This is a genomic window from Nocardia sp. NPDC056541 (assembly GCF_042794235.1).
In the GTDB taxonomy this organism is placed as follows: domain Bacteria; phylum Actinomycetota; class Actinomycetes; order Mycobacteriales; family Mycobacteriaceae; genus Nocardia.
The window spans coordinates 169,770-195,012 of the sequence record NZ_JBHTUD010000001.1; the positions used below are offsets into that span (position 1 = coordinate 169,770).

Consider the following 25,243-nt stretch of genomic DNA (forward strand, 5'->3'; position numbering starts at 1 on the left):
CGGCCCAGCGGCACGCAGAACATAGACCAGATCCGGTCGTGCGCTCACCACCGCCACCACGGTGATCGCGGTGATGATGCCTTCACCGATCCCGATCAACGCGTGGGTGAAGAACATGTACCCTGCGACCGCCCCGACCGTGGAACCCGCGGCCCCGCCGATTGCGTACTCGACGACGAAACCCATCGCGGCACACAGGGTTCCGATGAACGCGGCGGCGAATGCCACGACACCCACCCCCGTGTCGCTGCGCCGCCGCAGCAACGCTGTCCCGGCCCGAGCGACGAGGTATCCCGCGCCGACACCGATCAGGGCCATGTTCGTGATGTTGGTGCCGAGTGCGGTCAGCCCGCCGTCGGCGAACAGCAGCGCCTGCACGACCAGCACCACCGCCACGCACAACGCCCCGAGGTAGGGCCCGACCAGAATCGCGGCCAGCGCCCCACCCAGCAGGTGCCCACTCACACCGGGCAGGATCGGAAAGTTCACCATCTGGACCGCGAAGATGAACGCGGCCACCAGCCCGGCCATCGGCGCCGCGCGCTCGTCGAGTTCGGCGCGCGCCCGCCAGCTCGCGAGCCCGAGCCCCACCGCCGCGATCCCCGCGAAGATCAGCGACGTCGGCGCATCGACGATCCCGTCGCTCATATGCATTGCCACGGTGCTGCCGTTCACCTATCAGAACACTACGCCCTTTATCTGTCCAAGTGAACAGATAAAGGAATGTCCGACCGCGATATCAGTCCGGCTGCGACAGGGGGTAGATGCGACTAGAATTCGATGATGGAGCGCCGCAGCGAAGCCGCGCGCAGCCGTGGCGGGGGTGACCGCCGTTCGCCCTTCGACCGGTTCGTCGAACAGGCGGAACTGCGCGTGAGTCAGGCTCCGTTCTTCTTCATCTGCGCTGGAATCGTCACGGCGTGGCTGATCAGCTTGCCGTGGTGGACGGACCTCAAAACGTGGCAGGTTGCCATTCACACCGTTGCGAGCGTTTTCACGCTGCTGTTGGTGGTGCTGCTCGAAAACGCCGGCCGCCGCGCGAGCGAGGCCGCGCAAGAGAAACTCAATGTCATCGCCGAGGCATTGGCCGCGCTCCTGGAATCCTCCGCGTCCACTGATCCCGAACTCCGGGCGGCCGCGGATCGGCTACGAGAAGCTGTCGGGCTCGAAGAGCGCCACTGACTGGAGGAACCCTCGACACCCCCTCGAAAGGAAGCGCGCCATGACCTCAGCCACCGAATTCGTCGGCGTCCGCTATCTCGTCGATGACGTAGAAGCCGCCATCGCGTTCTATACCGGTCATCTCGGTTTCACCGTGCACATCAACGCCGCACCCGCCTTCGCCGACGTCATCCGAGGATCATTGCGCCTCTTGCTGTCCGGACCGGCAAGTTCCGGTGCGCGTGTCACCCCCGCCGACATCGCCACTCCCGGCGCCAATCGCATCCACCTCGTCGTCGAAGACCTCGACGCCGAGATCACCCGCCTCAGGAACGACGGCGTCGAATTCCGCACCGAGACCGTCACCGGTCCCGGCGGAAGCCAGATCCTGCTCGCCGACCCCGCCGGCAATCTGATCGAGTTGTTCCAACCCGCCGAGCACAGGCCCACGGCGCCAGAACAGCATCGATGATCTGGGCCTCGCGGTCGTGGTCCTCGAGGCGCTCGTCTCCCTCGCCCGCCGCACGCTGATGCCCAGCGACCTCGATAGCAGTCGAATACTCGAACTGCGCGAGCTCAGCCGATGCGGTCGACACTGCGATATCGGTTCAGTGCCAGCGCGCCGAGGACCAGCGCGACCAATCCGAACACCATGGCGGCCCAGGCCCCGACTATCCCGTTGCCGGTACCTGGGCCGCCCTCGGCGGTGGCCGCGAACCAGCTTCCCAGAGCCAGGCTGATCAGCCCTGAGACCAGCGTCAGCACTGCCTGGTTCCGGATGTTGCCGGGACCGTTTCGGCCGACCCGAGCCAACACACGGACGCCGAATACCACGGCGATCAGTCCTAGCAGCGCAGTCGAGGTGGGTCCGAGTCGACCGGAGGTCAGTCCGGTGGTGGCGGCACTGTGGTGGATCGAAGCTGTGGCTGGTGCAGCAACCGCGATACTTGCGAACAGCGCTGTTGCAACGACGGCAGGGAGATGGCGGGCGGACATCGGGTGCTCCTTCAAACGTTCGGTGGCTCGATTCCGCTTCATCATGTCCGCCTATCGCATCGCCGATCATCGTGCAGGCGTGGACAATTCGCGCTGCCATCGGTGCGGCAGCCGACTGCCGCAGCTGCCGTAGCCGCTGCGGAATTACTGCGTTCGTAGTAGACGATTTATCGTCTGTCCGCCGGATTTGCTGCCATGCGATTGCGGCTAGGGTGCACCCATGAGCAGGGCGCGGATCGACATCGCGGACGGGGCGGTCGCCGTCGCGGTCACGGCCGTGCTGCTGGGCACCGGGCTGAGTGCACACCGTGACCCTGCCGATCTCGACGTGCTGGGCTATGCGCTGTTGACGATCGCCGGGCTCTCGCTCGCGATGGCCCGCCAGGCTCCTGTCGCCGTTCTGGCGATGTCGGGTTCGGCTGTGTTGGGTTATCAGGCCACCGGTTTCGATGTCCCCGCGATCGGGTTCCTGGTCGCGGTGTACGCCACAGTCCGGGCCGGGCAGCGGCTGGTCGCGGTGGCGGGTTCGATACTGCTCGTGCTCACGCTGCCTTTCGCAATGCTGCTCGCCCACCCCGACTGGGCTGTGGGCGAGGCATTCACCCATGCACGCGATGCGCTGCAACTGGCCTGGCTGGTCGCTGCCGGCGCGGCCGGCGAGGCGTTGCGCCAAGCCGAGCGGCGCGCCGAAGAAGCCGAACGCACCCGCGAGGAGACCGCACGACGCCGCGCGGACGAGGAGCGGTTGCATATCGCACGGGAACTGCACGACTCGCTCACTCACCAGATCTCGGTCATCAAGATCCAGTCCGAGGCCGCGGTACACGTCGCCCACAAGAAAGGCGAACACGTGCCCGAGACACTGCTGGCGATCCGGGAAGCCGGCCGGGAAGCTGCCCGGGAACTTCGCGCGACATTGGAAGCCCTGCGCGAGGACGTCAACGCATCTCGGCACGGACTCGGCCACGTTCCAGAACTGGTGGAACGTGCTCGCGCAACGGGTTTGGACGCCACGTTGACCATCACAGGAGAAAACCCGACGTTACCGGCCGCGCTGGACCGCACCGTCTACCGAATCGTGCAGGAATCGCTGACCAACATCTCCCGGCACGCACACGCCGTGACGGCCTCGGTCCGCATCGACTACCGCCCCGACGCGGTGATCGTGCGCGTCGATGACGACGGTGGATTGCGGCCGGGCAGCGGGGCGGTACACGGTGTCGGCCTACTCGGAATGCAGGAACGCGTCACAGCTCTCGGCGGGCGCCTGCACGCCGGGCCCCAGCCAGAACGCGGCTTCTCCGTCCACGCCGAACTGCCCGTTGATCCCTCATGATCCGTGTCCTGCTCGTCGACGACCAGCCATTGATTCGCAGCGGATTCCGGGCTCTGCTCGACCTCGAAGACGACATCACAGTGGTGGCCGAGGCCGCCGACGGAAGCGAGGCCCTGGCTCTGGCTCGCCAGTACCTACCCGACATCGCGCTCATCGACATCCAGATGCCCGTCCTCGACGGTATCGAGGCGACACGGCAGATCGCGGCAGACCCCGCATTGGCCGAGGTGCACGTTGTCATCCTCACCAACTACGGCCTGGACGAGTACATCTTCCACGCTCTGCGGGCAGGCGCCGCCGGATTCCTCGTCAAAGACATTCTGCCGGAAGACTTTCTGCATGCCGTTCGCGTCGCTGCCCGCGGTGATGCTCTGCTCGCACCCTCGATCACCCGTCGGCTGATCAACCGGTACGTCTCTCAGCCGCTGAGCACCGACAATGCGACGAAGCTGAACGAACTGACCGGCCGTGAACGCGAGGCCGTCACTCTCGTCGCCCAAGGCATGTCCAACGAGGAGATCGCCGACCGTATGGTCATCAGCCCGCTCACCGCGAAAACCCATATCAACCGGGCTATGACCAAACTCCACGCCCGCGACCGCGCCCAACTCGTCGTCTTGGCCTACGAATCAGGGCTGGTCGCTCCGCGAAATCTCTGAGGTAGGGCGCCAACCGCGATGCGCGATAGTTCGGCATTACCGGATGCTGGCGGACCCAACTGAAGAGGGATAGCGCAGGTTTCGAATGTTCCTGCCACCAGCGGTGCCGTACGGCGGGCACAACCGCCGAGTGCCACATTGCGTTCTGTCGAAGTTTGTCTGCATATATCAAGTTGCTCGAGATGTGGGTGCCGATGTCGGCCAGGGCATGACGGTCAATTCGGGCCACTGTTGAAGCCAGCGACCGGCCTTGGCCTCGTAGACGGTGCGCGGCGCGAGGACCGGATCGGGGCGGACGATGAGGTGCAGCTCGATCCTCCGACACGTTCGGAGTTGATGCCTATGCATCAACTCCGCAACGCCCGCCGCGGCCAGGTTCACCGTCGAGCGCTCCACTTTGCACGGCCGCGATCCACTACACCCGGTGCCCTGGACCGAGAAGTCCATGTCGGCTTCAATCGCAGCCTCGCCCTGAGCGTGCACGCCGACTGCATTCACCGCTGCGAAGGGCCGGGGCCTGCGTGCCGGTCGAGAGTCTCGAGTGCGGCTGCCAAGCGGGCCGCGGCGTCCGCGGCGACCGGGCGCAGTCGCGCGTCGCTGGTGACCTCGACCATGAGCTCGGGGTTCATGGCTTCGACGTGGATCAGCTCGGTGTCGTGCGGGTCGCGGCGCACGACGACATTGCAAGGCAGCAGCAGCCCGATCTGGCGGTTGATGCCGACCGCCTGGTGCGCCAGAGGCGGGTTGCAGGCGCCGAGGATGCGGTAGTCCTCCATATCGTGGCCGAGTTTGGCCTTGATCGTGGCCGCCATGTCGATGTCGGTGAGGATGCCGAATCCTTGCTCGGCCAGAGCTTCCCGGACCGCCTCCACGGCGCGGTCGAAGCCGGTGTGCAATGTGGTCGACAGGGCGATGTCCATCACGTAATCACCTTCCTTGCGTAAGATTTCAGGAGAGTTCGGGTGAGCAGACGCCCGAGGTGATCCCCGCGCGGCGCATGAGCAGCGTGGCCGGGCACCAGCCCACCGCGCTGTAGAGCAGCAGGTTGGCTCCCACCAGTGCCGGCACGATCAGCCACCACGCCGATATCGTCGCGGCCGCCGCGGTGCCGACCAGGACCAGGGTCCCGGCCAGCAACGGCACCAGCCGGGCAATGGTCCAGCTTCTGCCGGTCAGCGGTGAGGTCGACATGGATCTCCCTTTCTCGGATCCGCCCTCGCCCAGGATGGTTCCCGGGTCAGGCCAGGGCGAGGAACAGTTTTTCGAGTTCGGCGACGGTCAACGGGTCACCGGACTCTTTCGATTCATCGAGGCATTCACGGAGCCCGGTGGCCAGGATCTTGAACCCCGCCCGGTCCAGGGCGCGTGAGACCGCGGCGAGCTGGGTGACCACGTCTTTGCAGTCACGGCCCTGCTCGATCATGGTGATCACCCCGGCGAGCTGTCCGTGTGCCCGGCGCAGCCGGTTGAGAACCTGGGCAATGCTGTCTTCGTCGCCGACCACGGCATTCTCCTTCATATCCGTCCGACCACCCACTATACCCCCGGGGGTATTACTGCAGGTGTGTCAGTGATGGGCGAAACTGATTCGCGGAAGCACCCGACGCATCCAGGCCGGTGACCACCAGGCCGCGCGCCCGGTGAGCCGCAGGACGACCGGCAGCAGGACCAGCCGGACGATAAGGGCATCCAGCAGGACCGCGACACCGAGGATGATGCCCATTTCCTTCGGCGGCAGCGGCTCGGCGAGGGCGAAGGTGAAGAACACCGCGACCATGACCGCCGCCGCAGCGAAGATGACCCGCCCGGAATGGGCCAGCCCTTCCACCGCCGCGGTCCGGGCATCCCCGGTGCGTTCGAACTGTTCTTTGGCGCTTGCCAGCAGGAACACGGTGTAGTCCATCGCGATCGCGAAGATCATGGCGAAGAAGAACACCGGACCCCACCCGTCGAGGAACCCTTGCGGGGTGAATCCCAGCAGCCCGGCGCCGTGGCCGTCCTGGAAGATCAGCTTCGCCACCCCGAACGCCGCGGCCGTGGAGCCGAGGCTGACCAGGGTCCCCAGGAGGGCGATCAGCGGGGCCTGCAACGCGACCAGCAGCAACACGAACCCCAGCACCAGAATCACCGAGACAACGATCGGCAGATAGTCGTTCAGGGCCTGCTGCAGATCCAGGTTCTCCGCGGGCGCGCCGCCGACCAGGGCTTGGTCGGGCAAGCGATCCCGCAACTGCTCCAGCACTGTTCCCATGCGCTCGTCGGAGGGATCCATGTCGGGCAGAGCCTGCATCATGACCCACCCGGAATCGTCGGCGGCGGGTTGCGCGGGCGTCACCATCGCGATTCCGGCGCCGGCCGCCGCCTTGACGGTGCTGTCGGCCTGCTCGGCGGGGGTGATGATCTGTAGCGCGCCGGGCGCACCGGCACCGAGCTGGCGCTGGACCAGCTCATAACCCTGACGCACCGGTGCCTCGTCGGGTACCACCTGGATCGAGGGCATCGCGACCTTCAACCCGAGCACCGGCAGCGCCAGCACGATCAGCACACCTGCCCCGGCGATCGCGAACGGCCACGGACGCTCGTGCAGCAACCGGCCCCACCGGGCGAACCATGGCGAGCGGTGCTGCTGACGGGTCGCATACGGCAACGCCGCCGCATTGATCCGGCCCCCGAGCGCGCCGAGCGCGGCAGGCAGCAGCGTCAGTGTCGCGGCCAGCACGAGCGCGACCGCGAGCATGATCCCCACCGCCATCGTGCGCACCGCAGGCGCCGGCACCAGCAGCACCGCCGAAAGGCTCACCAGCACAGTCAAACCCGACAACACCACCGCCTTGCCCGCGGTGGCCATCGTCTCGGCGACCGCCCGCCGCGCATCAGTGGTCCGGCTCAGTGCATCACGGAACCGGGCCACCATGAACAGCGCATAGTCGATACCCAGCGCGAGGGCGAACATCATCGCGAAATTCATCGCCCACACCGAAATCGGGGTCACCTGGTTCAGCAACACCAGCCCACCAGCCGAGGCCACCAACCCGGCCACCGTCAGCAACAGTGGCAAACCCGCCGCGACCAGCGAACCGAATGCGAGCACCATGATCAGGAGCGTGACCGGCCATGAAAACAGCTCTGCCTGGATCATCGCGTCGTGATTGGCCTTGTTGAAATCGCTCCACAACGCCGAGGCTCCCGTCGGATATACCTCGATGCCGTCACCTGAGAGCGCGGTCAACGCTGCCTTGTGCTCGTCGACAGCCCGCACCATGTCATCGGTCGACGCATTCGCCCCCGCGATCAGAATCCCGGTGTGCCCGTCCGGGCTGATCGTCATCCCCGGTTGCGGGTCGACGATCGCTCCGAACCGGGAATCACCGGCGATTACCGCAGCCACCTCGCCCAGTGTTGTCTGCATCTGCAGATCGGAGACCCGCGCGGTATCGGAATGCACTACGACCTGCAGCGCCGCCGAGGAATTACCACCGAAGTGCTCCTGAGCCAACTCCCTGGCCTGCACTGATTCCGAACCGTTGGCCTGCCATCCTGCACCGGCCAACGAACTGAACACACTCGGCGCCGCAGAGCCCAGCGCGATGAGCGCCACCAGCCATATCCCGAACACGACCCGAGCGCGACCGGCCATCACGGACCCCAGACGTGCCAGCACCCCTGCACTCGTCTGCCCGGGCCCAGCCATGCTCGGCGGCCGCGCTGTCTTCGTCTCCGTCATGTTCCTTCACCTCTCGAGCACTAGGTCTTGTCCGAAGCCGAACCTATACCCCCGGGGGTATAGGTTTTCCCGGTCCACGTTATACCCCCGGGGGTATATAAATCGATGAGCTGTCCACCACACCCGATGCCCAGCCCTGGAACAGCCGATCCGGATCTCCGAGTTCGCCCGGTCCTTCACCGGCGGTCTATGAGCACGTTCGCCGACTGTCCCGCGATTCCCTCTTAGCTGCAGCCACCTGCTATTGGTCGGCGGCGCAGCCTCGACGGCCGTCGAACTCACCGAAGGCCTGGTGGTCGACGCCGAACGAACGCCCAGACCCGACAAGCAGGGAACTGCGACAGGAGAGTCGGTGCCAGAATCTGGCGGCTGGACCGTGTCGAGAACCCAGCGGACCACAGATTCGGGTAAGCGACTACTCGTTCTTTCGGTCCCTGTGCGGAGAAGGCTCGGTGGTGCGGTTCGTCCTGGTGATTCGGACCCTCCGGACCCAGGCACCCGAGCCGCCCGCACAGGAGGTGCGTGATGGCCCTCAACGATCTGATCCGGCGCAATGTCGCTGAAATTTCCGAGACTGAGCGCAACCGATTACGTGATGCGTTCATAGCGCTCAGCGCGTCGAAGCGATACCCCGATGGTGTGTCGTACTGGGACAAGCAGAATGCGATTCACCAAGCTACCCACGTGCATGGCACCCCGGCATTCCTGGCGTGGCATCGTGAGCTGTGTAATCGGCTCGAACGACTGCTCCGGGAGGTTGATCCCTCGCTGTCGCTGCACTACTGGGACTGGACAACCGATCCGACCTCGAGTGCCGATGGAGCCAGACTCTTCACCGCCGAGTTCATGGGCAGCGCGAACGGTGATGCGGGACGTCCTTTCCAAGACTTCGAAAGCACCGAGGGCAACGGTCACAAGCGAGTCTGGCGTGCCGTGCGGTCCGGGTTGCCAGCGGTCCCGCCGGATGCCGCCCTCATCGGCACTGGCAACGACGCGGCCGAGGCCGAACAGTTCTCACGAATGCGTGAGGCCCTGCGACTGATGGCGCACGACGTCGCGCACAGCTATATCGGTGGAACCATCGGCCAACAACATTTTGCGTTCCACGATCCGTTCGTGTTCCTGCTGCATTCCAATGTCGACAGGCTGTGGGCGAAATGGCAGACCGCGCGGGGTCGCGCATGGCGCAAAAATCCGGACCGGATATACGGTCGCGAGGGGACCGACCCGACGATCCTGTCGAGTATCCAACCGTGGGCCGGTGGCACCGGGCTGCGGCCGTGGGCACCTCCGGAGAATCAGCAGGTTGTGAAGAACTGCAGAGACCTGTCGGTGGTCGGTCCCCCGCTCTACGACACCAACGAAGGCTTGCCCAGTTCGAAGGCGGCGGCACTGCGGAGCGGGCCGAAGACATACTTCTTCGCAGGCACTCGCTACATCCGGGTCACCCGCGGCAACACCGGCGCCGGCACCATCGATCCCGGCTACCCCACGAACATCTCTGTATGGGGTTGGGGCAGCTTCGGCGAAGGCCTATTCGGACTGTGGGGTGGGATCGACGCCGCGTTGGATAGCGGACCGAAGACGTACTTCTTCGCGGGCACTCGCTACATCCGGGTCACCCGCGGCGACACCGGCCAGGGCGACATCGATCCGGGCTACCCCAGAAACATCTCCGCATGGGGCTGGGGCGACTTCGGTTCAAGCGGAATCGACGCTGCGCTGTCGAGCGGACCGAAGACGTACTTCTTCGCGGGCGATCGCTATATCCGGGTCACCCGCGGCGACACCGGCCCCGGCACCATCGATCCCGGCTACCCCAGAAACATCTCCGCATGGGGCTGGGGCAACTTCGGCAGGAACGGGATCGACGCGGCATTGGATAGCGGCCCGAAGACGTACTTCTTCGTCGGTGATCGCTACATCCGGGTCACCCGCGGCGACACCGGCCCCGGCACCATCGATCCCGGCTACCCCAAAAACATCTCCGCATGGGGCTGGCCGGCCGATTTCCGAGACTCTTGGGTATAGCCAGCCATGTCGAAACGACGGTGTCTTGTCCGTAGTGCCAGCATTGATCAACGCGTTCGAGGAATGACGTCAAATATGAACCGGTCCTCTGATCGCGACGTACTTGAAGTAGTTGGGCCAGCCGCGCAGAATCTGGTTGAGACCCACGATCACGTAAGGATCAGCAGGCCGTCATCGGTGACCGGAGGATGCGTGGACTACATCTGCTACATTTCGCGAACCAAGGTGGACAGTCTGCACGGGCAGCTCGATCCGGAGCGCAGTAGCGAGTTTACCGAGCAGGTGATCTCCGAACAGTCGGGTGTTCGAGATGTCCGCATGGGTTTGTCCCTCGGCCATATTGTCAGCCTGTTCAACGGCAGCATGACTTACGGGCGGAAGAACGTGATCCAGCGGGAACGCAGGGTGAAGCTTGCCTATTTCGAGAAGCTCAGGGACGTACTGTTGACCATAGCTGCGGACCACGGCGACGTGCCCGATATCAGAGAAGCCATCTCGTCGGGACAGAGCGGGACATACTACTTTTACGATGGCCCCTTCCGGATTGAGATACCGGTTGAGAACCCCACTGCGGCGGACATTGTAACAATTCGTTCGTCGTTCGGCGGCCGCGATCTGCTCTTGGACTGCTCGCTGCGCTTCTTCAGCGAAGGGCCTGAGCCGGACGGAACCTTCCTGCTGCATTCGGGCAACTACCGCTTCTTCGGCGGCCAGGTGCAAATGAGGATGTCCACCGTCTTCGCGCTACTTGGTGTAGATGGAACGGACATCGCCGGAACTCCGCTCTACCTCCAGCTGTCGGGCGCTGATTTATCGCCCGGAGCGGCGCTGTAGGCGTGGTGTGTCGTGGAGATGCTTGATGTGCGCAAGCACGATCCCGAGGAGTACGAAGGGAAGGGGATAACCATCCGCGGCTGTCTGTATCGGATCGGTCCCCAGCTCGGCTCGGGTTATTCGAAGTTCGTCCATGTGCTGCGCAACGCCAGATCGGGTCTGCACCTGAATGTGCTCGCGATCTATCGTGACGCCGACTCGGGCCGACAGGAGCTGGGCCGTGAACTGGCTGTCAAAGCTCTCGACGACCTTATGGAGGGACAAGGAGTGGTGCCCAGTCTCATGGAGGTCGATCTGCCGGGCGGAGTCGCGTACATCCAGGACTACGTAGGCCCCTATGAACCCGCGCCGAGTCAGGACATCATGTCTGCGGAGCGACTCATGGTGGCCGGTGAATGGTTTGAGGCCGCCGACATGTTCTCGCGTGTTCTCGAGACGCGGCCGGACCACACCGTCGCACTGTTCAACCGCGCATCAGTCCTCAACTCCATGCGTCGCCCGGACCTGGCGGCAAACCTGATGGCGCGGGTTATCGACATCGAGCCGAACTACCGTGCCTACCTGCGCGACTACGTGAAATACTGCTCGGCCGCCGAAATGCCGATCGAGGTCATGGACGGATGGAGGGCCATCACCGAGCGCTACCCGCACGACACCAGCTGTCGACAATACGTCGACAAGGTGCCGCGACAGGCCGCCGCGCTGCACAACAGGGGAGTCCAACTGGCGACCGAAGGCCAGTGGAATGAAGCGGTAGCGTCGACAGAACGGGCGATCGAGTCATACGTTCGACTGGCCGAATTCGATCACAAGAAATTCGATCAGGAGCTGGCAGAGAGCTTGTTGAACTATGGGATATTCACAACAGCGGGCGGCAACATAGTTGGCAGCATTCAACCGCTACTTCAGACCATGCGCATCGCCCATGAGTACGGGCGTCACGATCTGTATGATCTTGCCGCACACGAGATGCGGCAAGCATTGGCGCTCGACCGGCAGACTGTGGCGGAGGAACTCGAGCGGTTGACCGGAGGCCCGGTACCACCATGGTTCGGCAATCCGAGCTAGCGTGCGGCGGCGCATGTACGCGCGGATTCAGATATTCACGTCTGCAAGAGAATTGGTGGCTTCGGTGGATGCGCAGGGCCTGACGCGAGCGCACGGATACTCCTCGAGAACCCACCACTGAGTGGGTGACCAGCGCTCGAGGTCGGATGAACGTCGAGCGGGCACGGAGTTACGGGCAGAGATTCGGCACAGGCAGCAGCTGCGCAATCGCATCGCCCAGCGAAAGGCGGTCGATGACTGCGTCACCGCCGGAATCGGGAATGGTCACGACGTGATTGTCACCCCGCTCAGTCGCCTGGCGCCATGACACCGCCGTCGAAGAATTCGAGTAGTGGATTACGCGCGTGATCATCACCCCCTCGTTACGACAATCAGAGTCTCGAACAGTGGCCAGACCGTTGTACCGACGAAGCGAGGAGGCTTCCATGACTACCAGGCCAGTGCACAGCACATTCCGGATTTCGTCGGGCTTTCGAACGCCGGATCGACCTGACCATGACGGTATCGATTTCGCCGCACCGGCAGGCACGCCGATCTTCGCACCGGTGGACGGTGTGGTCGTCGAGGGTGCGGAACGCCCACCGGGGTCGGTGTCGGGGTTCGGAAACTGGGTGTGGCTGGATGCACAGGACAGCCGCGGTGTTGATCTGATCTTCGGACACATGCGTCATGCGAGCATTCTGGTGAAGCAAGGCGATCGGGTCCGGGAGGGCGAACAGATCGCGAGTGTGGGGTCGGAGGGCCAATCCACCGGTCCGCATCTGCATTTCGAGGTGTGGGGCCCGCCCGGGCGCATCGGCGGTGAACCGAGGAATCCGCAGCCTTTCCTCGAGGGTGCGGTCGACCCCGGCACGCAACCCGACCCCGGTACCGACGGGTCGAGCCCGGAGGCCTTCCCACTGCCGCGAGGGTTCTTCTACGGACCGTTGGAGGGCCCCGCCTCGTCGATCTCCGGGCGTCACGGCAGCGAACGGCCCGAGTGGATTGCGGGCTTGAAGCGCTGGCAGCAGGCGCGGGGCCTGCCACAGACCGGTGTCTACGACCAGACAACCGCCGACGCGGCGCGTTCGGTGCAGTTCGCGAATGGGTTCACCCCTGATGGACTGATCGGCCCGGCGACCTGGCGGGCGGGATTCACCAGCACCTCGCCCGGGGAGCGTCCATCGAGGATGCAGCTGGTCGATCACGCCGCGGCCCGCCCCGGGGCGCAGGCAGTGAAGGCCGACGGATACCACGGGGCTGTTCGCTACCTGGTGGACTCACCTGAACGCGGCCTGATCAACAAGAAACTCACTCCCGAGGAAGCCGCAGGGTATCTCGATCTGAAGATGCCCCTTGTCAGCAATTGGCAAAAGGGAAAGAACGCCACTGCCGATTGGCGCCGCGGGTTCGACGGCGGTGTCGCCGACGCCCAGGCCGCCGACGCGTGGCACCGGCACTGCGGCGGCCCGGCCGAGGCTCCGATCTTCTTCTCCATCGACGACGATCTGTCGCTGTCCGAGTGGAACAGCATGGCCATCCACTATCTGCGCGGCGCGGCGTCGGTGCTGGGCAAGGAGCGCGTCGGCGCGTATTGCAAATACCTGGCGTGCGATTGGGCAGTCGAGGACGACGTCGTCGGCACGTGCCGCGACGGCAGCGGAAAACGGTTCCTGTGGCAACCCAACACCTGGCTGGGCGGTAGGCCGCTCGGCACGATCTCCGAGCACGCCTGCCTCTTCCAGCGGCTCATTCACCCGCGCGACAACGTCAAGGTCGCTGGGATCAACGTCGACGTCAACGACACCCTCACCGCCGACTTCGGGCAATGGCAATACGCCGCCCAGCCCGTTACTCCAGAACCGATCGTCGTTCCCGACCCGATTTCGGTGCGCGAACCCGACGGCTACGACATCGCCTGGCACGCCGGGCCGGGCTCCCGCTCCGGGCATGGCCCATACAAGCGGATCTACCTGCACACCACAGAGAATCAGGACTGGATCAGCCGCGCCGAAAACGTCGCCGACGGTCAAGCGGCCAGGCAGGACGGGTCGTATCACTACATCGTCGACGACAACCACATCATCCAGACAGTCTCCACGAAGAACGCCTCCTGGAGCGTTCCGGTGCGCGGCGTCAACGACGAGAATCAGGATTCGGTGCATATCGCCCTCGTCGGGACCTCCGGCGCGATTCCACGGTGGACCACCAGTCCGAGCCCCAATGTCGAATCGAACCCGAAGCAGCGCTCCGTGTGGCTCGAGCACGACAAGATGCTCGACATGGTGGCCTTCACCATCGCCAAAATATCCGGGGAACACCACATCCCGATCGAGCGGGTCGACATCGCCGGTGTCGGAAACGACATGCACGGCGTCTCCAGCCACAACAACTACACCTACGGTTCCGTGAAACTGAGGGGCTTCAAGGACGGCACCCACTGGGACGTCCCCGACACCTTTCCCTACGATGTCGTCCTCGCCGCGGCAAAGCAATACGCGGGCATCCCCGACGACCCCGACCGTTTCCCACTGCCGAACGGGCACTACTGGGGTCCCTTGTCCGGGCCGCAGGAGTCGTGGTCGAACAGGTTCGGCAACGAGCCGCAAGCATCGAAGGACGGCTTGCGCCGCTGGCAGGCCGCCCTCGGAATTGCACAGACCAGCGTGTACGACGACGCCACCCGCGACGCTGCGACCGCGATGCAGATGGCACAGGGCTGGCCGGTCACCGGCCATGTCTACGCCGGTGAGTGGTACGGCGTCATCAAGGACGGCTGGCGGTTGCCTGCCCCCGCTGCCGTCCCCACCGGCACACGCAAGATCACCGACGCGACCGGCCCCGGCCACACCGACCAGTTCGGTATGGCCGCAACCGATCTCGGGGTGATGACCCGTACACCCTCGGGCCGGATTCTCGCCGTCTTCGGCGATACCTTCCGCGACCCGATGGTCGGCAGTGACGACTGGCGCTCGCCGGTCGCGTTGTACTCCGACACAACGAATTTGGACAACGGAATCGTGTGGCACGAAGCCGCGGGACCGGTTCCGAACTACGCCCAGCAACTGTGGCCCTACGACCACGCGGGAGGGACGACGGCGCTGCCCTCCGACGTCATCACCATCGGCCAGGACATCTACCTGCACGTGATGATCAACCAGGGCCTCGGCAACGTGGTGCGCACCGAGATCTGGACGTCGAGCGACGACGGAAAGTCCTGGCGGCACACCGGTGCCCAGTTCGACGCCGGCCTGCACAACGGGTTCGCGCAGCTGTGGACCTGGGAACGCGACGACGACGGGTGGGTGTACGTCTTCTCCACCGGATTCCAACGCGACAAGGGGGTCATCCTGCGCCGCGTCCGCCAGGACCGGATCACCGACCCCGGCGCCTACATCGGCTGGGGTTGGCGCGACGGCAGCTGGAATTGGGGAAACCCACCGACACCGGTACTCGAAAGCCAGCCCTCCGCGGAAAAGTTCGGCGAGATGTGCCTGCGCAGAATTCAGAACAAATGGGCTCTGGTCAACTTCGACGCCTCCACCACCGGTGGCTACGATATCGACCTGCGTCTGCTCGACACTCCCACCGACAACCTCTACCAGGTGCCGAAGACGACACCCATTCGCGGGTCGGCATGGGGAGAAGAGGGCAATGACAGGGTCGCGCAACTCTACGGCCCGTGCATCGTCCCCGGATCCACCCTCGACGCCGGCCTACACCTGTTGGTGTCGCAGTGGAAGACCACCGACGGATGGCCTTACCGCGCAATGCACTTCAAGATTCCCGTCCGATAGCTGGCGGGATCGGCGAGTATTTCCACCAGGTTATGAGCAGGTCTGACTTCAGCTAGTCGGGCGACGTGATGTCGCGGAGGACTTGCTCGGCGCGCTCGATTCCGGTGTGGCCGTCGAAGTCCGGCCAATCGTGATAGTGAACATGCGGATTACGGATCAGGAACTCGGAGACGACCTGCATGGTTCGGACGGCCTTGACGAAGTCGACGCCACCGAGTCCCGTCGGCACGGTCATTCGGCCGACATTGCCGAGCGGGCCACCGAGACCACCACCGAGGATGTTCGATTGCAGGAACTGCAACACCGCAACCGCAAACGGCACCGTCAGCTCCGCCTGGACGAGTAGGTCGTAGAACTGCTCGAGCAGCGTGTCGTCAGTCGTCGTCGCATACATGTCACCGTCGAGCACGAAATCGAAGGTGCGGTCGCGGAATTCCTGGGGCGTGTAGTCGCCGGAGATTCCGGCCCCCGGCGGGTTGTTACCCAGCAGCGTGCGTCCCGGCGGACGGCACGGCGACCCGAAGGTGATCACGCGCCGCAGATCGTCCGCGCGGTGCGCGAGCGGCCCGCCGTCTGTCATGAGCATCATCAGCCGCACCACGACTTCCGCGCCTTGGCTGTATCCCGCGAGGATGAAAGGGCCGGGATTCAGCAGGATCAGCCTGATCCCCTCCCCGACGCCGAGCGCGACCGACTCCCGGTAGCTGGTGTGCGGGTCCGGATTGAGAAATCCACTGGCGGGGTACGCGACCGGTTGATTGCGGACCCGGCGCTCGCCTTCGAGCGCCGAGCCGACGTCGAACGGTGGTCCCTGACTCCAATGGCCCCACGTGCCGGCGAAACTGTAGTACAACGGCCGGGTCCCGGCTGGTGGCAGCCGGTCGAAGTTCAGTCCGAGCCTGCGCAATGTCGTGGTGTCGGCCGTGCCGGGTTCGGCCACATCGAGTCCCGCCCGGCGCTGAAACTCCGCGACGACCGTGGTCGTGGCTGGGCCGTATTCCCCGTCTACGACCAATCTGGAGTAGAGGGGGTAGTTACGGTTCAGCGTCGCCTGGAGCACCCCGACGAGGTCTCCACGATCTCCGGGCCTGAGTACCACGCTCATCGGACCAGCCCGCCGACTCCCAGTGGCAACACCCCGCCGTTGTTCCGCTCGAGACCTGTCACCCTGATCTCCGCTTGATCGCCATGATCGGAGTACCTTTCCATCCTGATGTCGCAAGGAAGCCGACTCTGGAACCTGATCGGCTCACGCGCAGAACTCACGAAATCGAACGAAGGAATGTGACTGGCACGCCCTCTGTAAGGGCAGTCCGCACCGCAGGGGAGGGACCAGAAAAGTTGGGCGGAGATCGAGAGCTAGCCTCTCGGCCATCATCCACCCAAGTTCGACTAGTGGATAGAGGTCGAGACCGATTTGTTGCTATGAACTAACTTGCTTGCGGCACAGTGTGATCAACGTTGCCGCTGACATGCGAACTCCCGACGCTCACACCTAGGACCAGTGGATCTTCTCCGCTCAGCCCAGCGGACGCTCCGATCATCGGGTCGGAGACACCGGATGGGACTTCGACACAGGCCCAGGGTGCCGAGCAGGCGGCAGCGTCCAAGGCTCGGGGGCCTGCGTGATAGTGGTCGTCCATCAGGTCTTAATCGAGGGCGATGGCTATGGAGTGGACAGCATATGGGCATACGGCCTCGGCCTGGCACGAATCACCTCTCGCGCCCATTGCGCATCGGGCTCGAAATCGGCGAGCACGGAGAGCGCGTTGCAGATCTCTTCGGCGATATCCGTTGTTCCCCAACGTGCGGTGCAGGCGTACCAGCCCGACCAGATCAACCACGTCCTGCGAGGCCAATGGAAGTCGCCGAGCAGCTTTGGCCGGCGAAGCTGAAATGCGTAATCAGCGCGTGCATTCAATGCGCCAATCGGGCGGACATCGTGGTCAGGTTGTCGGCAAACGTCAGCACGAATTCGACGCACAGGTTGATCAGTTCGTCGCGGCTGATCTCCATACCGCCGTCGAGCCAGGCCAGGACCAATTCGGCGGCGCCGCCGGTGATCATCAGAGAGACCGCACTGACCAGGGTTTCACTGCCGGCAGGGGGGTCCAACAGTGCGCGTTCCTGTTCGGCGACGACATCGGCGATAGTGCGCATGGCGGCGGCGCGGCGGCGCATCAGGATTTCGCTGCCGTGCGCCTCGGCGAAAGCGATGCGGGCGCGGCGGGGGTCGTCCACGACGGAATTGAGGATGGCGGTGACGGCTGCCCGCGTTTTGGCTGCGATATCCTCCGGTGCGGCGGCGAGTGCGTCCAGTGAGCTGCGGATCGCGGTGTCGACGATCTCGTCGTGCACGGCGGCGGCGAGTGCGTCGAGGTCGTCGAAGCTCTCGTAGAAGAACCGCGGACCGACCTTGGCCTGTTCGCAGACTCCGCGCACGGTGGTCGCGGCCCAGCCCTGGGTGCCGATGATGTCGAGGGCAGCGTCCATCAGCCGCTGGCGGCGTTCGTCGCGTCGCTGTTCGGCCGAGGTGCCGCGATAGATGCCGGTCGCTGCCCGTGTCACACACCTCAGTATGCCGCAACAGAAATAGGAATCAACCGTTTACGGAAACGATTGATTCCTGTATGGTCCAGATCACACCACATCGCAACGGTGCGAGAGGACCACGAGCATGATGTCCACCCTGGGCCGACGGGCCAAATCCGCCGTATCCGCTCTTGCCGAGCGATATCCCTCGCAGACCCGCGCGCTGGCAGACCCGCTGCCCGACAGCGGATTACGGCCGATCATGGGCGATTACGGTGTCCCAGTCATCGGGCACGCCATACCCGCGATGAGCGACAGTCTCGATTTCGCCCGCCGCCGCTTCGACAAATACGGGCCGGTGCACTGGGTCGGGATTGCCGGGCGGCGCGTCGTCGTGGTCGCCGGACCGGAAGCCACCGAAGAGGTACTCGCCGACCGCGACAAAGTGTATTCCGCGCAACGCGGCTACACCTTCTTCATCGGCCCGTTCTTCCACGGCGGCATCCTGCTGCGCGACTTCGAGGAACACCGCTATCACCGTCGGATTTTGCAGCAGGCCTTTACCCGGCCGCGGTTGGTCGGCTATCTCGATATCACCAGTCCGGCCATTGCGCGCGGTATGCGCGAATGGACACCGAATCGCGATTTCCAGCTCTATCCGGCGGCCAAACGCCTGCTGCTCAGCTTGTCCTCGGAAGTGTTCATGGGGGCGAATCTCGGGTCGGAGGCCGCCGGGCTGGAGCGGGCGTTCATCGATGCGGTGCGGGGCGGCCAGGCGCTGGTGCGCACGAATCTGCCCGGCGGTCTGTGGGCACGCGGACTGCGCGGGCGCGCGGTGCTGGAGGATTATTGTCGTCGCGAGCTACCTGCCAAACGCGCGGGAAATGGCGAGGATCTGTTCAGCGTGTTGTGCCGCACCGCGTCCGAGGAGGGTCATACGTTCACCGACCAGGATATCGTCGACCATCTGATCTTCGTCCTGCTCGGCGCGCACGACACCAGCACGATCGCGGTGTCGATGATGGGGTATCAGCTCGGATTGCATCCCGAATGGCAGGACCGGCTGCGCTCCGAATCGCAGGCGTTGGGCAAGGAGTCACTCGACTATGCCGATCTGGACCGGCTGCCGACCCTGGAGCTGGTCTTCAAAGAGATTCTGCGGATGTACTCCCCTGTCGGGCAGCAGATCCGCGAAACCGTGCGGGATACCGCGATTCAGGGTCAGTTCGTCCCCGCTGACACCTTGGTGATGATCGGCTCGTACTCGGCCATGCGCCAGGCCCGCTGGTGGAACGACCCCGACGTGTTCGATCCCGAACGGTTCACGACCGAACGGCACGAGGACAAGGCTCACCGCTATACCTGGGCCCCTTTCGGTGGTGGCGCACACAAATGCATCGGACTCTATTTCGGCGGTATGACAGTCAAGGCGATCATGCACCGCATGCTGTTGAACTACCGCTGGACCGTGCCCGCCGACTACACGCCGCCGATGGGCTGGGCGACCGGCCCTATCCCCCTCGATGGCCTACCCATCCGACTCGAACACCTCGGCGCCTCGGGGTCGGCATGAAGATCGCCGCCGACCGCACCCGTTGCGAGGGCCACGGCATGTGCGAAGCATTGCTGCCCGATATATTTCGGGTCGACGACGAAGGCAACGTGACGGTGCTGACGGAACAGGTAGCCGAAGCCGAACTCGACGACGTGCGGCTGGCGGTCGACAGCTGCCCGGTGGAGGCCCTGCGCCTGTTCGACTGAAGCACACTCGCGCCGGCCCTGGCCACGGGTAGGGACCGCTTATCTGTGGTACAGGCGACGTGCCATGATCGATAAGTTGAAGAACGTGGGCGATTCGGCATTCGATCGAGCCGAGTTCGATCGGCTACTCTGCTCGCCGCACGCGGAGTTGCACATGCACTGCTCTCGGCTTTTCGGCTCGGCGCACCACACCGATGACGCCTGACAGCAGGCATTGCTGCCGATAGCAGCTCGTCGGCGAGCTCAGTCCCGGTCGCCTACGAATGGGCGGCCACCATCGCCTGCGGCAGGATCGACGAAATAGGCCGGATCGCGAAGAAAACCAACACCCCGTTGCCCTTCTCGAGGAGAAACTCAATGCGCGCACGTCGCTTGTCGCGTCGTTTCCTGACCGCGGCGGCCGCGGTCCTGCTCACAGTGACCGGGTGCGTCTCCACAGCGTCGGCCTCGCCGGCGGCCGGAGACCGGCGGCCGAACGTGGTGATGATCCTGGCCGACGACCTGGACGCGGCAACCACCCCGGTGTGGCAAGCGATGCCGCGCACCGCGGCACTGATCCGTGACCGCGGAGTGGAGTTCACCGACGGCTTCGCGCCGATGCCGATCTGCTGCGCGGCCCGCGCTTCCATCCTGACCGGCGAATACGGGCACAACACCGGTGTCCTCACCAACGCCGGCGAGGTCGGTGGCTTCGACACCTTCCGCGCGCGCGGCAACGAATCCCACACCATCGCCACCACCCTGCACGACGCCGGATACCGCACCGGCATGGCCGGGAAATATCTCAACGGCCTCGAACACGACCCCGGCCACATCCCGCCCGGCTGGGACGACTGGAACGCCGGAGTCGACAACTTCCTGTACTCCGGCTACAACTACACCCTCAACGAAAACGGGACCCGCGTGAAATACGGTGTGGCACCGGCTGATTACCAAACCGACGTGATCCGCGCCAAGTCCGAGCGGTTCCTCACAGACGCCGCCGCCTCCGGGCAGCCGTTCTTCTGGTACGCCGCCTCCACCTCCCCCCACTTCCCGATCCCGCCCGCACCCCGCCACCTGCCCAGCACCCAGCCCACCCTCGCCCCGCGGTCACCGAACTATCAAGAACCCGACGTGTCCGACAAACCCTCATGGCTGATCGACACCGCCGACGCGAGGGCCGCGACGATCGCCGCGACCAACGACATCGACTACACCAACCGCCTCGGCGCTCTCAAATCACTCGACGACATGGTCGCGGGAATCGTCGAAACCCTCGAACGAACCGGCGAACTCGACAACACCTACCTGATCTTCACCTCCGATAACGGCTACAGCCTCGGCGCCCACCGCCTCACCCAGAAAATGGCCCCCTACGAAGAATCCATGCGGGTGCCCCTCGCGATCAGCGGCCCCGGCATCCGCCCCGGACGCAGCGACGCCATGGCCCTGTCGATCGACCTCGCACCCACCCTCTACGACTGGGCGAACATCCCCATCCCTGACCAGGTCGACGGCCGGTCCCTGACCCCCGTACTGTCCGGCGACACCATCGGCTGGCGCACCGATTTCGCCGCCGAATACGGTGGCAACGGCGACAGTGGCCGCAACGGAATCGCCCAGGAACAAATCCCCGGCACCGACACCCCCGTCATGTACGCACTCGACATGCCGTCCTGGAGCTCCGTGCGCAACCACCGGTACCTCTACGTACGCTGGTACGAACGAGAACGCCCCCTCGACCAGCGCGAATACGAACTCTACGACCTGCAGGCCGACCCCTACCAACTCACCAACCTCATCAAGACCCCCCAAGGCCGCGCGGCCCACGCCGACATCGTCACCGACCTCGACCACCGGCTCGGTGAACTGACCACCTGCACCGGACCCTCCTGCCGGTGACAACCCACCGGGTATCGGTCTCGTCGTTCACCGCGCTGCGCGGCATGCGCCGGTCGATAACCACCTACGCCACGAGCAAGGCAGGGGTGGCCGCCCTTGCCCCACCCGAGGGGGTTCAGTAGGCCCGGGAGAAGATCACCCGTTTGCCGTAGGAGGCCGGTGCGTCACAACGAACGCACTGGCCGCTTTCGGCGTCGCCGGTCAGCGGCACACACCGCGGCGTCGCCGCCGTGAGGGCCTTGATGTCGATCTCACACTGCGGTTTACCGCAGTGCAGGGCCAACGCCCAACCCGTCGCGACGGCCGCCTCGAACGCCGCCCAATCGTCGACAGCGCTGGTGTTCTCCTCGCGGAACGCGGTCGCGCGAGCGAGTAGATACGCCTGGAAATCGTCGAGGATCCCGGGCATGAGGTCGGGCAGGGTCGCCAAGTCGACCGACCGCTTGCCCTCCTCCCCCAAGCGCCGAACCATCACCGCTGTCCCGGCAGCGAGATCGCGCGGGCCGAGTTCGACGCGCACAGGGACACCGCGCATCTCCCACTCGTTGAACTTCCAGCCCGGCGTCTGGTCCTGATCATCGACGTACACGCGGACCCCAGCGGACCGAAGCTTGCCTGCCAGTTCATCGGCGGCCGCGACGACAGCGGCCGCGGCATCACCGCGCATGATCGGCACGATGACGACCTGGTGCGGCGCCAGGCGCGGCGGCAGCACCAGGCCGCGGTCATCGCCGTGGGTCATCACGACGCCGCCGAGCATCCGGGTGCTCATTCCCCAGGATGTCGTGTGGCAGAATGCGTCTCGCCCATCAGAGGCGGCGTACCGGATTCCGAATGCCCGCGCGAAGTTGGTTCCCATGTAGTGCGAGGTCCCGGCCTGCAACGCCTTGCCGTCCCGCATCATCGACTCGATCGTGATCGTCTCGACAGCGCCCGCGAAGCGTTCACCGGGGGTCTTCTCACCCGGCACGACCGGCATCGCCGCCAGCTCCCGGGCAACGGTCTCGTAGATCCCGAGCGCCAACTCCATCTCGGCACGAGCCTCCGCCTCGTCGGCGTGCGCGGTATGGCCTTCCTGCCACAGGAATTCCGTCGTGCGCAGAAACATTCGCGGGCGCATCTCCCACCGAACAACATTGGCCCACTGGTTGAGCAACAACGGCAGATCGCGATGGGAGCTGATCCACTTCGCCATCATCTCGCCGATGATCGTCTCGCTGGTAGGTCGCACGACAAGTGGTTCTTCGAGCTCCTTACCGCCCGCGTGCGTGACCACCGCAAGTTCAGGCGAGAACCCCTCGACGTGGTCGGCTTCGCGTTCGAGGTAGGACTGGGGAATCAGGAGCGGAAAGTAGGCGTTCTCGTGACCGGTCTGTTTGATACGCCGATCGAGCTCGGCCTGTAGCAGTTCCCAGATCCTGTACCCGTACGGTCGAATGACCATGGTGCCTTTGGCCGGTCCGCGATCGACGAGGGCAGCCTTTACGACGACCTCGTTGTACCAGTTGGAGAAATCTTCGCTCTGGGCGGTAACTCCGCGCTCATCCCGTGCCATACCGACAAGGCTAACGCCCCCCACCAGCGAATTTGCTGGTCCTGGCTCACCTGCGGACCTGCGGATTTCGCGACAAGCGAGTGCGGCCGCGCGAGGGATAGAAGGGGCCGTCGCGACGTTCTGCGGGGCCGCGCAGTGGCGCTTGGAACGTGAACTTCCACCGACCTGCCTGCTGCTACGCGCGCGAGGTGCAGACCCGCGGCGGCTGTAGCGAGGTGCCGCGCTGCGAGTTCCGCGATCACCGTTGTCCGCCAGCTGGTTTCATGAAGGACCACCGATACAACTTGGCGCGCAACAGGGATGGGGAAACGGTATGCCGGAGAGCAAATCACGGAGCGAGTCGATCGACTACCTCGAGGATCCGATCGGCGCCGCCCGGCAAGGCACCAACCCGACCGTGATCGGCCGACTGCGCAGTGGGTGGGCTGTCATCGGCAGCACACAGCACCTGCCCGGGTACTGCGTGCTCATCCACGACGGAAACGCTGACCAACTCACCGAACTGCCGCGGGCGGACCGCGTCACATTCATGCACGACATGGTGCTGCTCGGTGAAGCGGTCGAACGCGCATGCCGTGCCGCGGACCCGGAATTTCTGCGCATCAACTACGAGGTGCTGGGCAACTTGTGGCCACACCTGCACGGCCACGTCCTCCCCCGCTACCAGTGGGAACCCGACCACCTCCGAGTAGGCCAGGTCACCCTCTACGGATCTGACCGAGACGCTCCCGAACACCGGCTCGGTGCCCGGCACGACCCGTTGCGGGCCGCCATTTCGGCTGCACTGCAGGAAGTAGCCATCGAGGGCTGAAACCGTAAGCGTCGCTTGCCAACTGTCCAGACGGCGCGCGCGTCGATGCCCTCGGAAGAACGAATCCGCCCCTGGGCGGCACGCCGGAGCGGATCGGCCCGTTCATCGGAAGGGCTGCCGCCGCGGTCAAGGCGATCGGCGAACAAGCCCAACCGTTCGACGAAGCTTGCTCGAAGACCTCGTTCTCGAACATCAGCTGCTCGACCGTGCCCGCTACGTCAAAGCACTCGCGACCACCGTTCAGAACGCCGGAGCGGCCACCGACAACGGCCGCGATTCCTGCTTCCGGCGCATCGTGAACACCGAGTGCGCCCGCGGCGATAGCACAGCCGCAGCGGTAGTCGCTGCCGATGAGCACACGCTTGCAATACAGGTCGGGCTGCTGACACACCCTTCTACCGTCGCGAGCAATGCGCTCGGCCACCTGGCGCACAGGTGCGCGGCTGCCGCCCGCCAATTCGCGGCGCAGCACCCCGAATTGACCGAGGCGCTGCGCTCACGAGGCACGGTGATCTCGCAAGGCCAGTGGCCTTCACCCCGCTCCAACCTTCAGTTAAGCTGAAGGTTATGGAGCCTCTGCCACTGTGTCGCCTCAGTATCGTGCCGGGCGCCTTCCGTCTCGTACGAGGAGAAGGGTGCTGCGCGTGAGCTTCCGTCATTACCTACGCCGACCCCCAGCTATCAGCGCCGCCGAGGCGGTGCGCCTGGTCACGGAGGGTGCGATCGTCGTGGACGTCCGTCGTGACTTCGAGTGGAATCGAGTACACATCCCAGGTGCTGTGCACATGCCGCTCGAGGTGCTCCAAGCGCGCTGCATGGAACTGCCCGAGGACCGTCTGCTCATTACCTTCTGCACCGGCGGCCTTCGCTCCGCGGGCGCGGCGAACCTCCTGGTCGAGAACGGCTTCGAAGCGGTCAACATGAGCCGTGGCCTGATCGATTGGCGCGCCGCCGGTGGGCCGCTCACCCCGTGAGAAGGGCGCCCCGACCAGGCCGAAGCCCGAGCTCGGGCGTTCAGAGGTGGTGGTTCAGGACCACGTCCCGGTTTCTGTAGCACTCACAACCCTGCGACGCTTCAAAGGAAGGTAACGTTCGGTCGCCGGATTCGGTGATCA

At 64.8% G+C, this 25,243-nt stretch carries 23 protein-coding genes and 2 pseudogenes; 15 read left to right on the plus strand and 10 right to left on the minus strand.

What is annotated here, in order from left to right; genetic code table 11:
* Positions 1–9: 9 nt before the first annotated feature.
* Positions 10–654, minus strand: a pseudogene (locus tag ACFQ9R_RS00735) (energy-coupling factor ABC transporter permease); the annotation flags it as partial.
* Between the two features lie 129 nt (positions 655–783).
* On the opposite strand from ACFQ9R_RS00735, the gene ACFQ9R_RS00740 reads away from it, so the two are divergent.
* Both ACFQ9R_RS00740 and ACFQ9R_RS00745 read left to right on the plus strand, forming a co-directional pair.
* Entirely contained in the window at positions 784–1,182 is a 399-nt protein-coding gene (locus tag ACFQ9R_RS00740; protein ID WP_378987334.1) for a low affinity iron permease family protein, read from the plus strand.
* 40 nt (positions 1,183–1,222) lie between these two features.
* Positions 1,223–1,633, plus strand: a complete 411-nt coding sequence (locus ACFQ9R_RS00745; RefSeq protein WP_378987337.1) for a VOC family protein — start codon at positions 1,223–1,225, stop codon at positions 1,631–1,633.
* 104 nt (positions 1,634–1,737) lie between these two features.
* Here the strand turns inward: ACFQ9R_RS00745 and ACFQ9R_RS00750 are convergent, their stop codons facing one another.
* The gene (locus ACFQ9R_RS00750; RefSeq protein WP_378987340.1) at positions 1,738–2,157 is read right to left on the minus strand and encodes a DUF6223 family protein; all 420 of its coding nucleotides are present in this window, start codon (positions 2,155–2,157) and stop codon (positions 1,738–1,740) included.
* Between the two features lie 220 nt (positions 2,158–2,377).
* On the opposite strand from ACFQ9R_RS00750, the gene ACFQ9R_RS00755 reads away from it, so the two are divergent.
* Together ACFQ9R_RS00755 and ACFQ9R_RS00760 are read left to right on the plus strand one after the other, a co-directional pair.
* Positions 2,378–3,493, plus strand: a complete 1,116-nt coding sequence (locus ACFQ9R_RS00755) for a sensor histidine kinase (protein ID WP_378987342.1) — start codon at positions 2,378–2,380, stop codon at positions 3,491–3,493.
* A complete protein-coding gene (locus ACFQ9R_RS00760) occupies positions 3,490–4,152 on the plus strand; it encodes a response regulator (RefSeq protein WP_378987345.1) in 663 nt (220 codons plus the stop codon). The genes ACFQ9R_RS00755 and ACFQ9R_RS00760 overlap by 4 nt, the downstream gene beginning before the upstream one ends.
* A gap of 494 nt (positions 4,153–4,646) precedes the next feature.
* Here ACFQ9R_RS00760 and ACFQ9R_RS00765 read toward each other — a convergent pair whose 3' ends face one another.
* From ACFQ9R_RS00765 to ACFQ9R_RS00780, 4 genes are all read right to left on the minus strand, one after another.
* Positions 4,647–5,072 (minus strand): DUF302 domain-containing protein, encoded by a 426-nt coding sequence (locus tag ACFQ9R_RS00765; RefSeq protein WP_378987347.1) that lies wholly within the window; start codon positions 5,070–5,072, stop codon positions 4,647–4,649.
* A 28-nt stretch (positions 5,073–5,100) separates the two neighbouring features.
* Positions 5,101–5,343 carry a DUF2892 domain-containing protein gene (locus ACFQ9R_RS00770; protein WP_378987349.1) on the minus strand — a complete coding sequence of 81 codons (243 nt, stop codon included), beginning with the start codon at positions 5,341–5,343 and terminating at the stop codon, positions 5,101–5,103.
* Between the two features lie 46 nt (positions 5,344–5,389).
* The gene (locus tag ACFQ9R_RS00775; protein WP_378987352.1) at positions 5,390–5,656 is read right to left on the minus strand and encodes a metal-sensitive transcriptional regulator; all 267 of its coding nucleotides are present in this window, start codon (positions 5,654–5,656) and stop codon (positions 5,390–5,392) included.
* A 63-nt stretch (positions 5,657–5,719) separates the two neighbouring features.
* Positions 5,720–7,876, minus strand: coding sequence for an MMPL family transporter (locus ACFQ9R_RS00780; protein WP_378987355.1), 2,157 nt, complete (start codon positions 7,874–7,876; stop codon positions 5,720–5,722).
* 525 nt (positions 7,877–8,401) lie between these two features.
* Here ACFQ9R_RS00780 and ACFQ9R_RS00785 point away from each other — a divergent pair.
* Complete coding sequence (locus ACFQ9R_RS00785) at positions 8,402–9,907, plus strand: hemopexin repeat-containing protein (RefSeq protein ID WP_378987358.1); 1,506 nt, start codon at positions 8,402–8,404, stop codon at positions 9,905–9,907.
* Between the two features lie 69 nt (positions 9,908–9,976).
* On the opposite strand, the gene ACFQ9R_RS00790 is transcribed toward ACFQ9R_RS00785, so the two are convergent.
* Positions 9,977–10,060 (minus strand): group II intron maturase-specific domain-containing protein, encoded by an 84-nt coding sequence (locus tag ACFQ9R_RS00790; RefSeq protein ID WP_378988448.1) that lies wholly within the window; start codon positions 10,058–10,060, stop codon positions 9,977–9,979.
* A gap of 39 nt (positions 10,061–10,099) precedes the next feature.
* On the opposite strand from ACFQ9R_RS00790, the gene ACFQ9R_RS00795 reads away from it, so the two are divergent.
* From ACFQ9R_RS00795 to ACFQ9R_RS00805, 3 genes are all read left to right on the plus strand, one after another.
* Positions 10,100–10,741 (plus strand): hypothetical protein, encoded by a 642-nt coding sequence (locus ACFQ9R_RS00795; protein ID WP_378987361.1) that lies wholly within the window; start codon positions 10,100–10,102, stop codon positions 10,739–10,741.
* 12 nt (positions 10,742–10,753) lie between these two features.
* A complete protein-coding gene (locus ACFQ9R_RS00800) occupies positions 10,754–11,809 on the plus strand; it encodes a hypothetical protein (RefSeq protein WP_378987364.1) in 1,056 nt (351 codons plus the stop codon).
* Positions 11,810–12,234: 425 nt separating this feature from the next.
* The gene (locus ACFQ9R_RS00805) at positions 12,235–15,585 is read left to right on the plus strand and encodes a DUF4185 domain-containing protein (protein WP_378987367.1); all 3,351 of its coding nucleotides are present in this window, start codon (positions 12,235–12,237) and stop codon (positions 15,583–15,585) included.
* Positions 15,586–15,637: 52 nt separating this feature from the next.
* Here ACFQ9R_RS00805 and ACFQ9R_RS00810 read toward each other — a convergent pair whose 3' ends face one another.
* Positions 15,638–16,690 (minus strand): peptidoglycan-binding protein, encoded by a 1,053-nt coding sequence (locus ACFQ9R_RS00810; RefSeq protein WP_378987370.1) that lies wholly within the window; start codon positions 16,688–16,690, stop codon positions 15,638–15,640.
* An 812-nt stretch (positions 16,691–17,502) separates the two neighbouring features.
* On the minus strand, positions 17,503–18,153 hold the full coding sequence (locus ACFQ9R_RS00815) for a TetR/AcrR family transcriptional regulator (protein ID WP_378987373.1): 651 nt from the start codon (positions 18,151–18,153) through the stop codon (positions 17,503–17,505).
* A gap of 109 nt (positions 18,154–18,262) precedes the next feature.
* On the opposite strand from ACFQ9R_RS00815, the gene ACFQ9R_RS00820 reads away from it, so the two are divergent.
* The 4 genes from ACFQ9R_RS00820 to ACFQ9R_RS00835 all read left to right on the plus strand — a co-directional run bounded on the left by ACFQ9R_RS00820 (position 18,263) and on the right by ACFQ9R_RS00835 (position 21,884).
* Positions 18,263–19,690 carry a cytochrome P450 gene (locus ACFQ9R_RS00820; protein ID WP_378987376.1) on the plus strand — a complete coding sequence of 476 codons (1,428 nt, stop codon included), beginning with the start codon at positions 18,263–18,265 and terminating at the stop codon, positions 19,688–19,690.
* Complete coding sequence (locus ACFQ9R_RS00825) at positions 19,687–19,878, plus strand: ferredoxin (protein ID WP_378987379.1); 192 nt, start codon at positions 19,687–19,689, stop codon at positions 19,876–19,878. Before ACFQ9R_RS00820 ends, ACFQ9R_RS00825 begins: the two co-directional genes overlap by 4 nt.
* 357 nt (positions 19,879–20,235) lie before the next feature.
* Positions 20,236–21,762: a sulfatase gene (locus tag ACFQ9R_RS00830; protein ID WP_378987382.1), complete on the plus strand. Its 1,527-nt coding sequence runs from the start codon at positions 20,236–20,238 to the stop codon at positions 21,760–21,762.
* The gene (locus ACFQ9R_RS00835) at positions 21,759–21,884 is read left to right on the plus strand and encodes a hypothetical protein (RefSeq protein ID WP_378987385.1); all 126 of its coding nucleotides are present in this window, start codon (positions 21,759–21,761) and stop codon (positions 21,882–21,884) included. Before ACFQ9R_RS00830 ends, ACFQ9R_RS00835 begins: the two co-directional genes overlap by 4 nt.
* Here the strand turns inward: ACFQ9R_RS00835 and proS are convergent.
* Complete coding sequence (gene proS / locus ACFQ9R_RS00840; protein ID WP_378987388.1) at positions 21,878–23,317, minus strand: proline--tRNA ligase; 1,440 nt, start codon at positions 23,315–23,317, stop codon at positions 21,878–21,880. The genes ACFQ9R_RS00835 and proS overlap by 7 nt on opposite strands.
* Positions 23,318–23,630: 313 nt before the next feature.
* On the opposite strand from proS, the gene ACFQ9R_RS00845 reads away from it, so the two are divergent.
* The 3 genes and pseudogenes from ACFQ9R_RS00845 to ACFQ9R_RS00855 all read left to right on the plus strand — a co-directional run bounded on the left by ACFQ9R_RS00845 (position 23,631) and on the right by ACFQ9R_RS00855 (position 25,102).
* Positions 23,631–24,128 (plus strand): HIT family protein, encoded by a 498-nt coding sequence (locus tag ACFQ9R_RS00845; protein WP_378987390.1) that lies wholly within the window; start codon positions 23,631–23,633, stop codon positions 24,126–24,128.
* 65 nt (positions 24,129–24,193) lie between these two features.
* Positions 24,194–24,363, plus strand: a pseudogene (locus ACFQ9R_RS00850) (ferritin-like domain-containing protein); the annotation flags it as partial.
* 409 nt (positions 24,364–24,772) lie between these two features.
* Positions 24,773–25,102, plus strand: a complete 330-nt coding sequence (locus tag ACFQ9R_RS00855) for a rhodanese-like domain-containing protein (RefSeq protein ID WP_378987393.1) — start codon at positions 24,773–24,775, stop codon at positions 25,100–25,102.
* Positions 25,103–25,243: the final 141 nt, after the last annotated feature.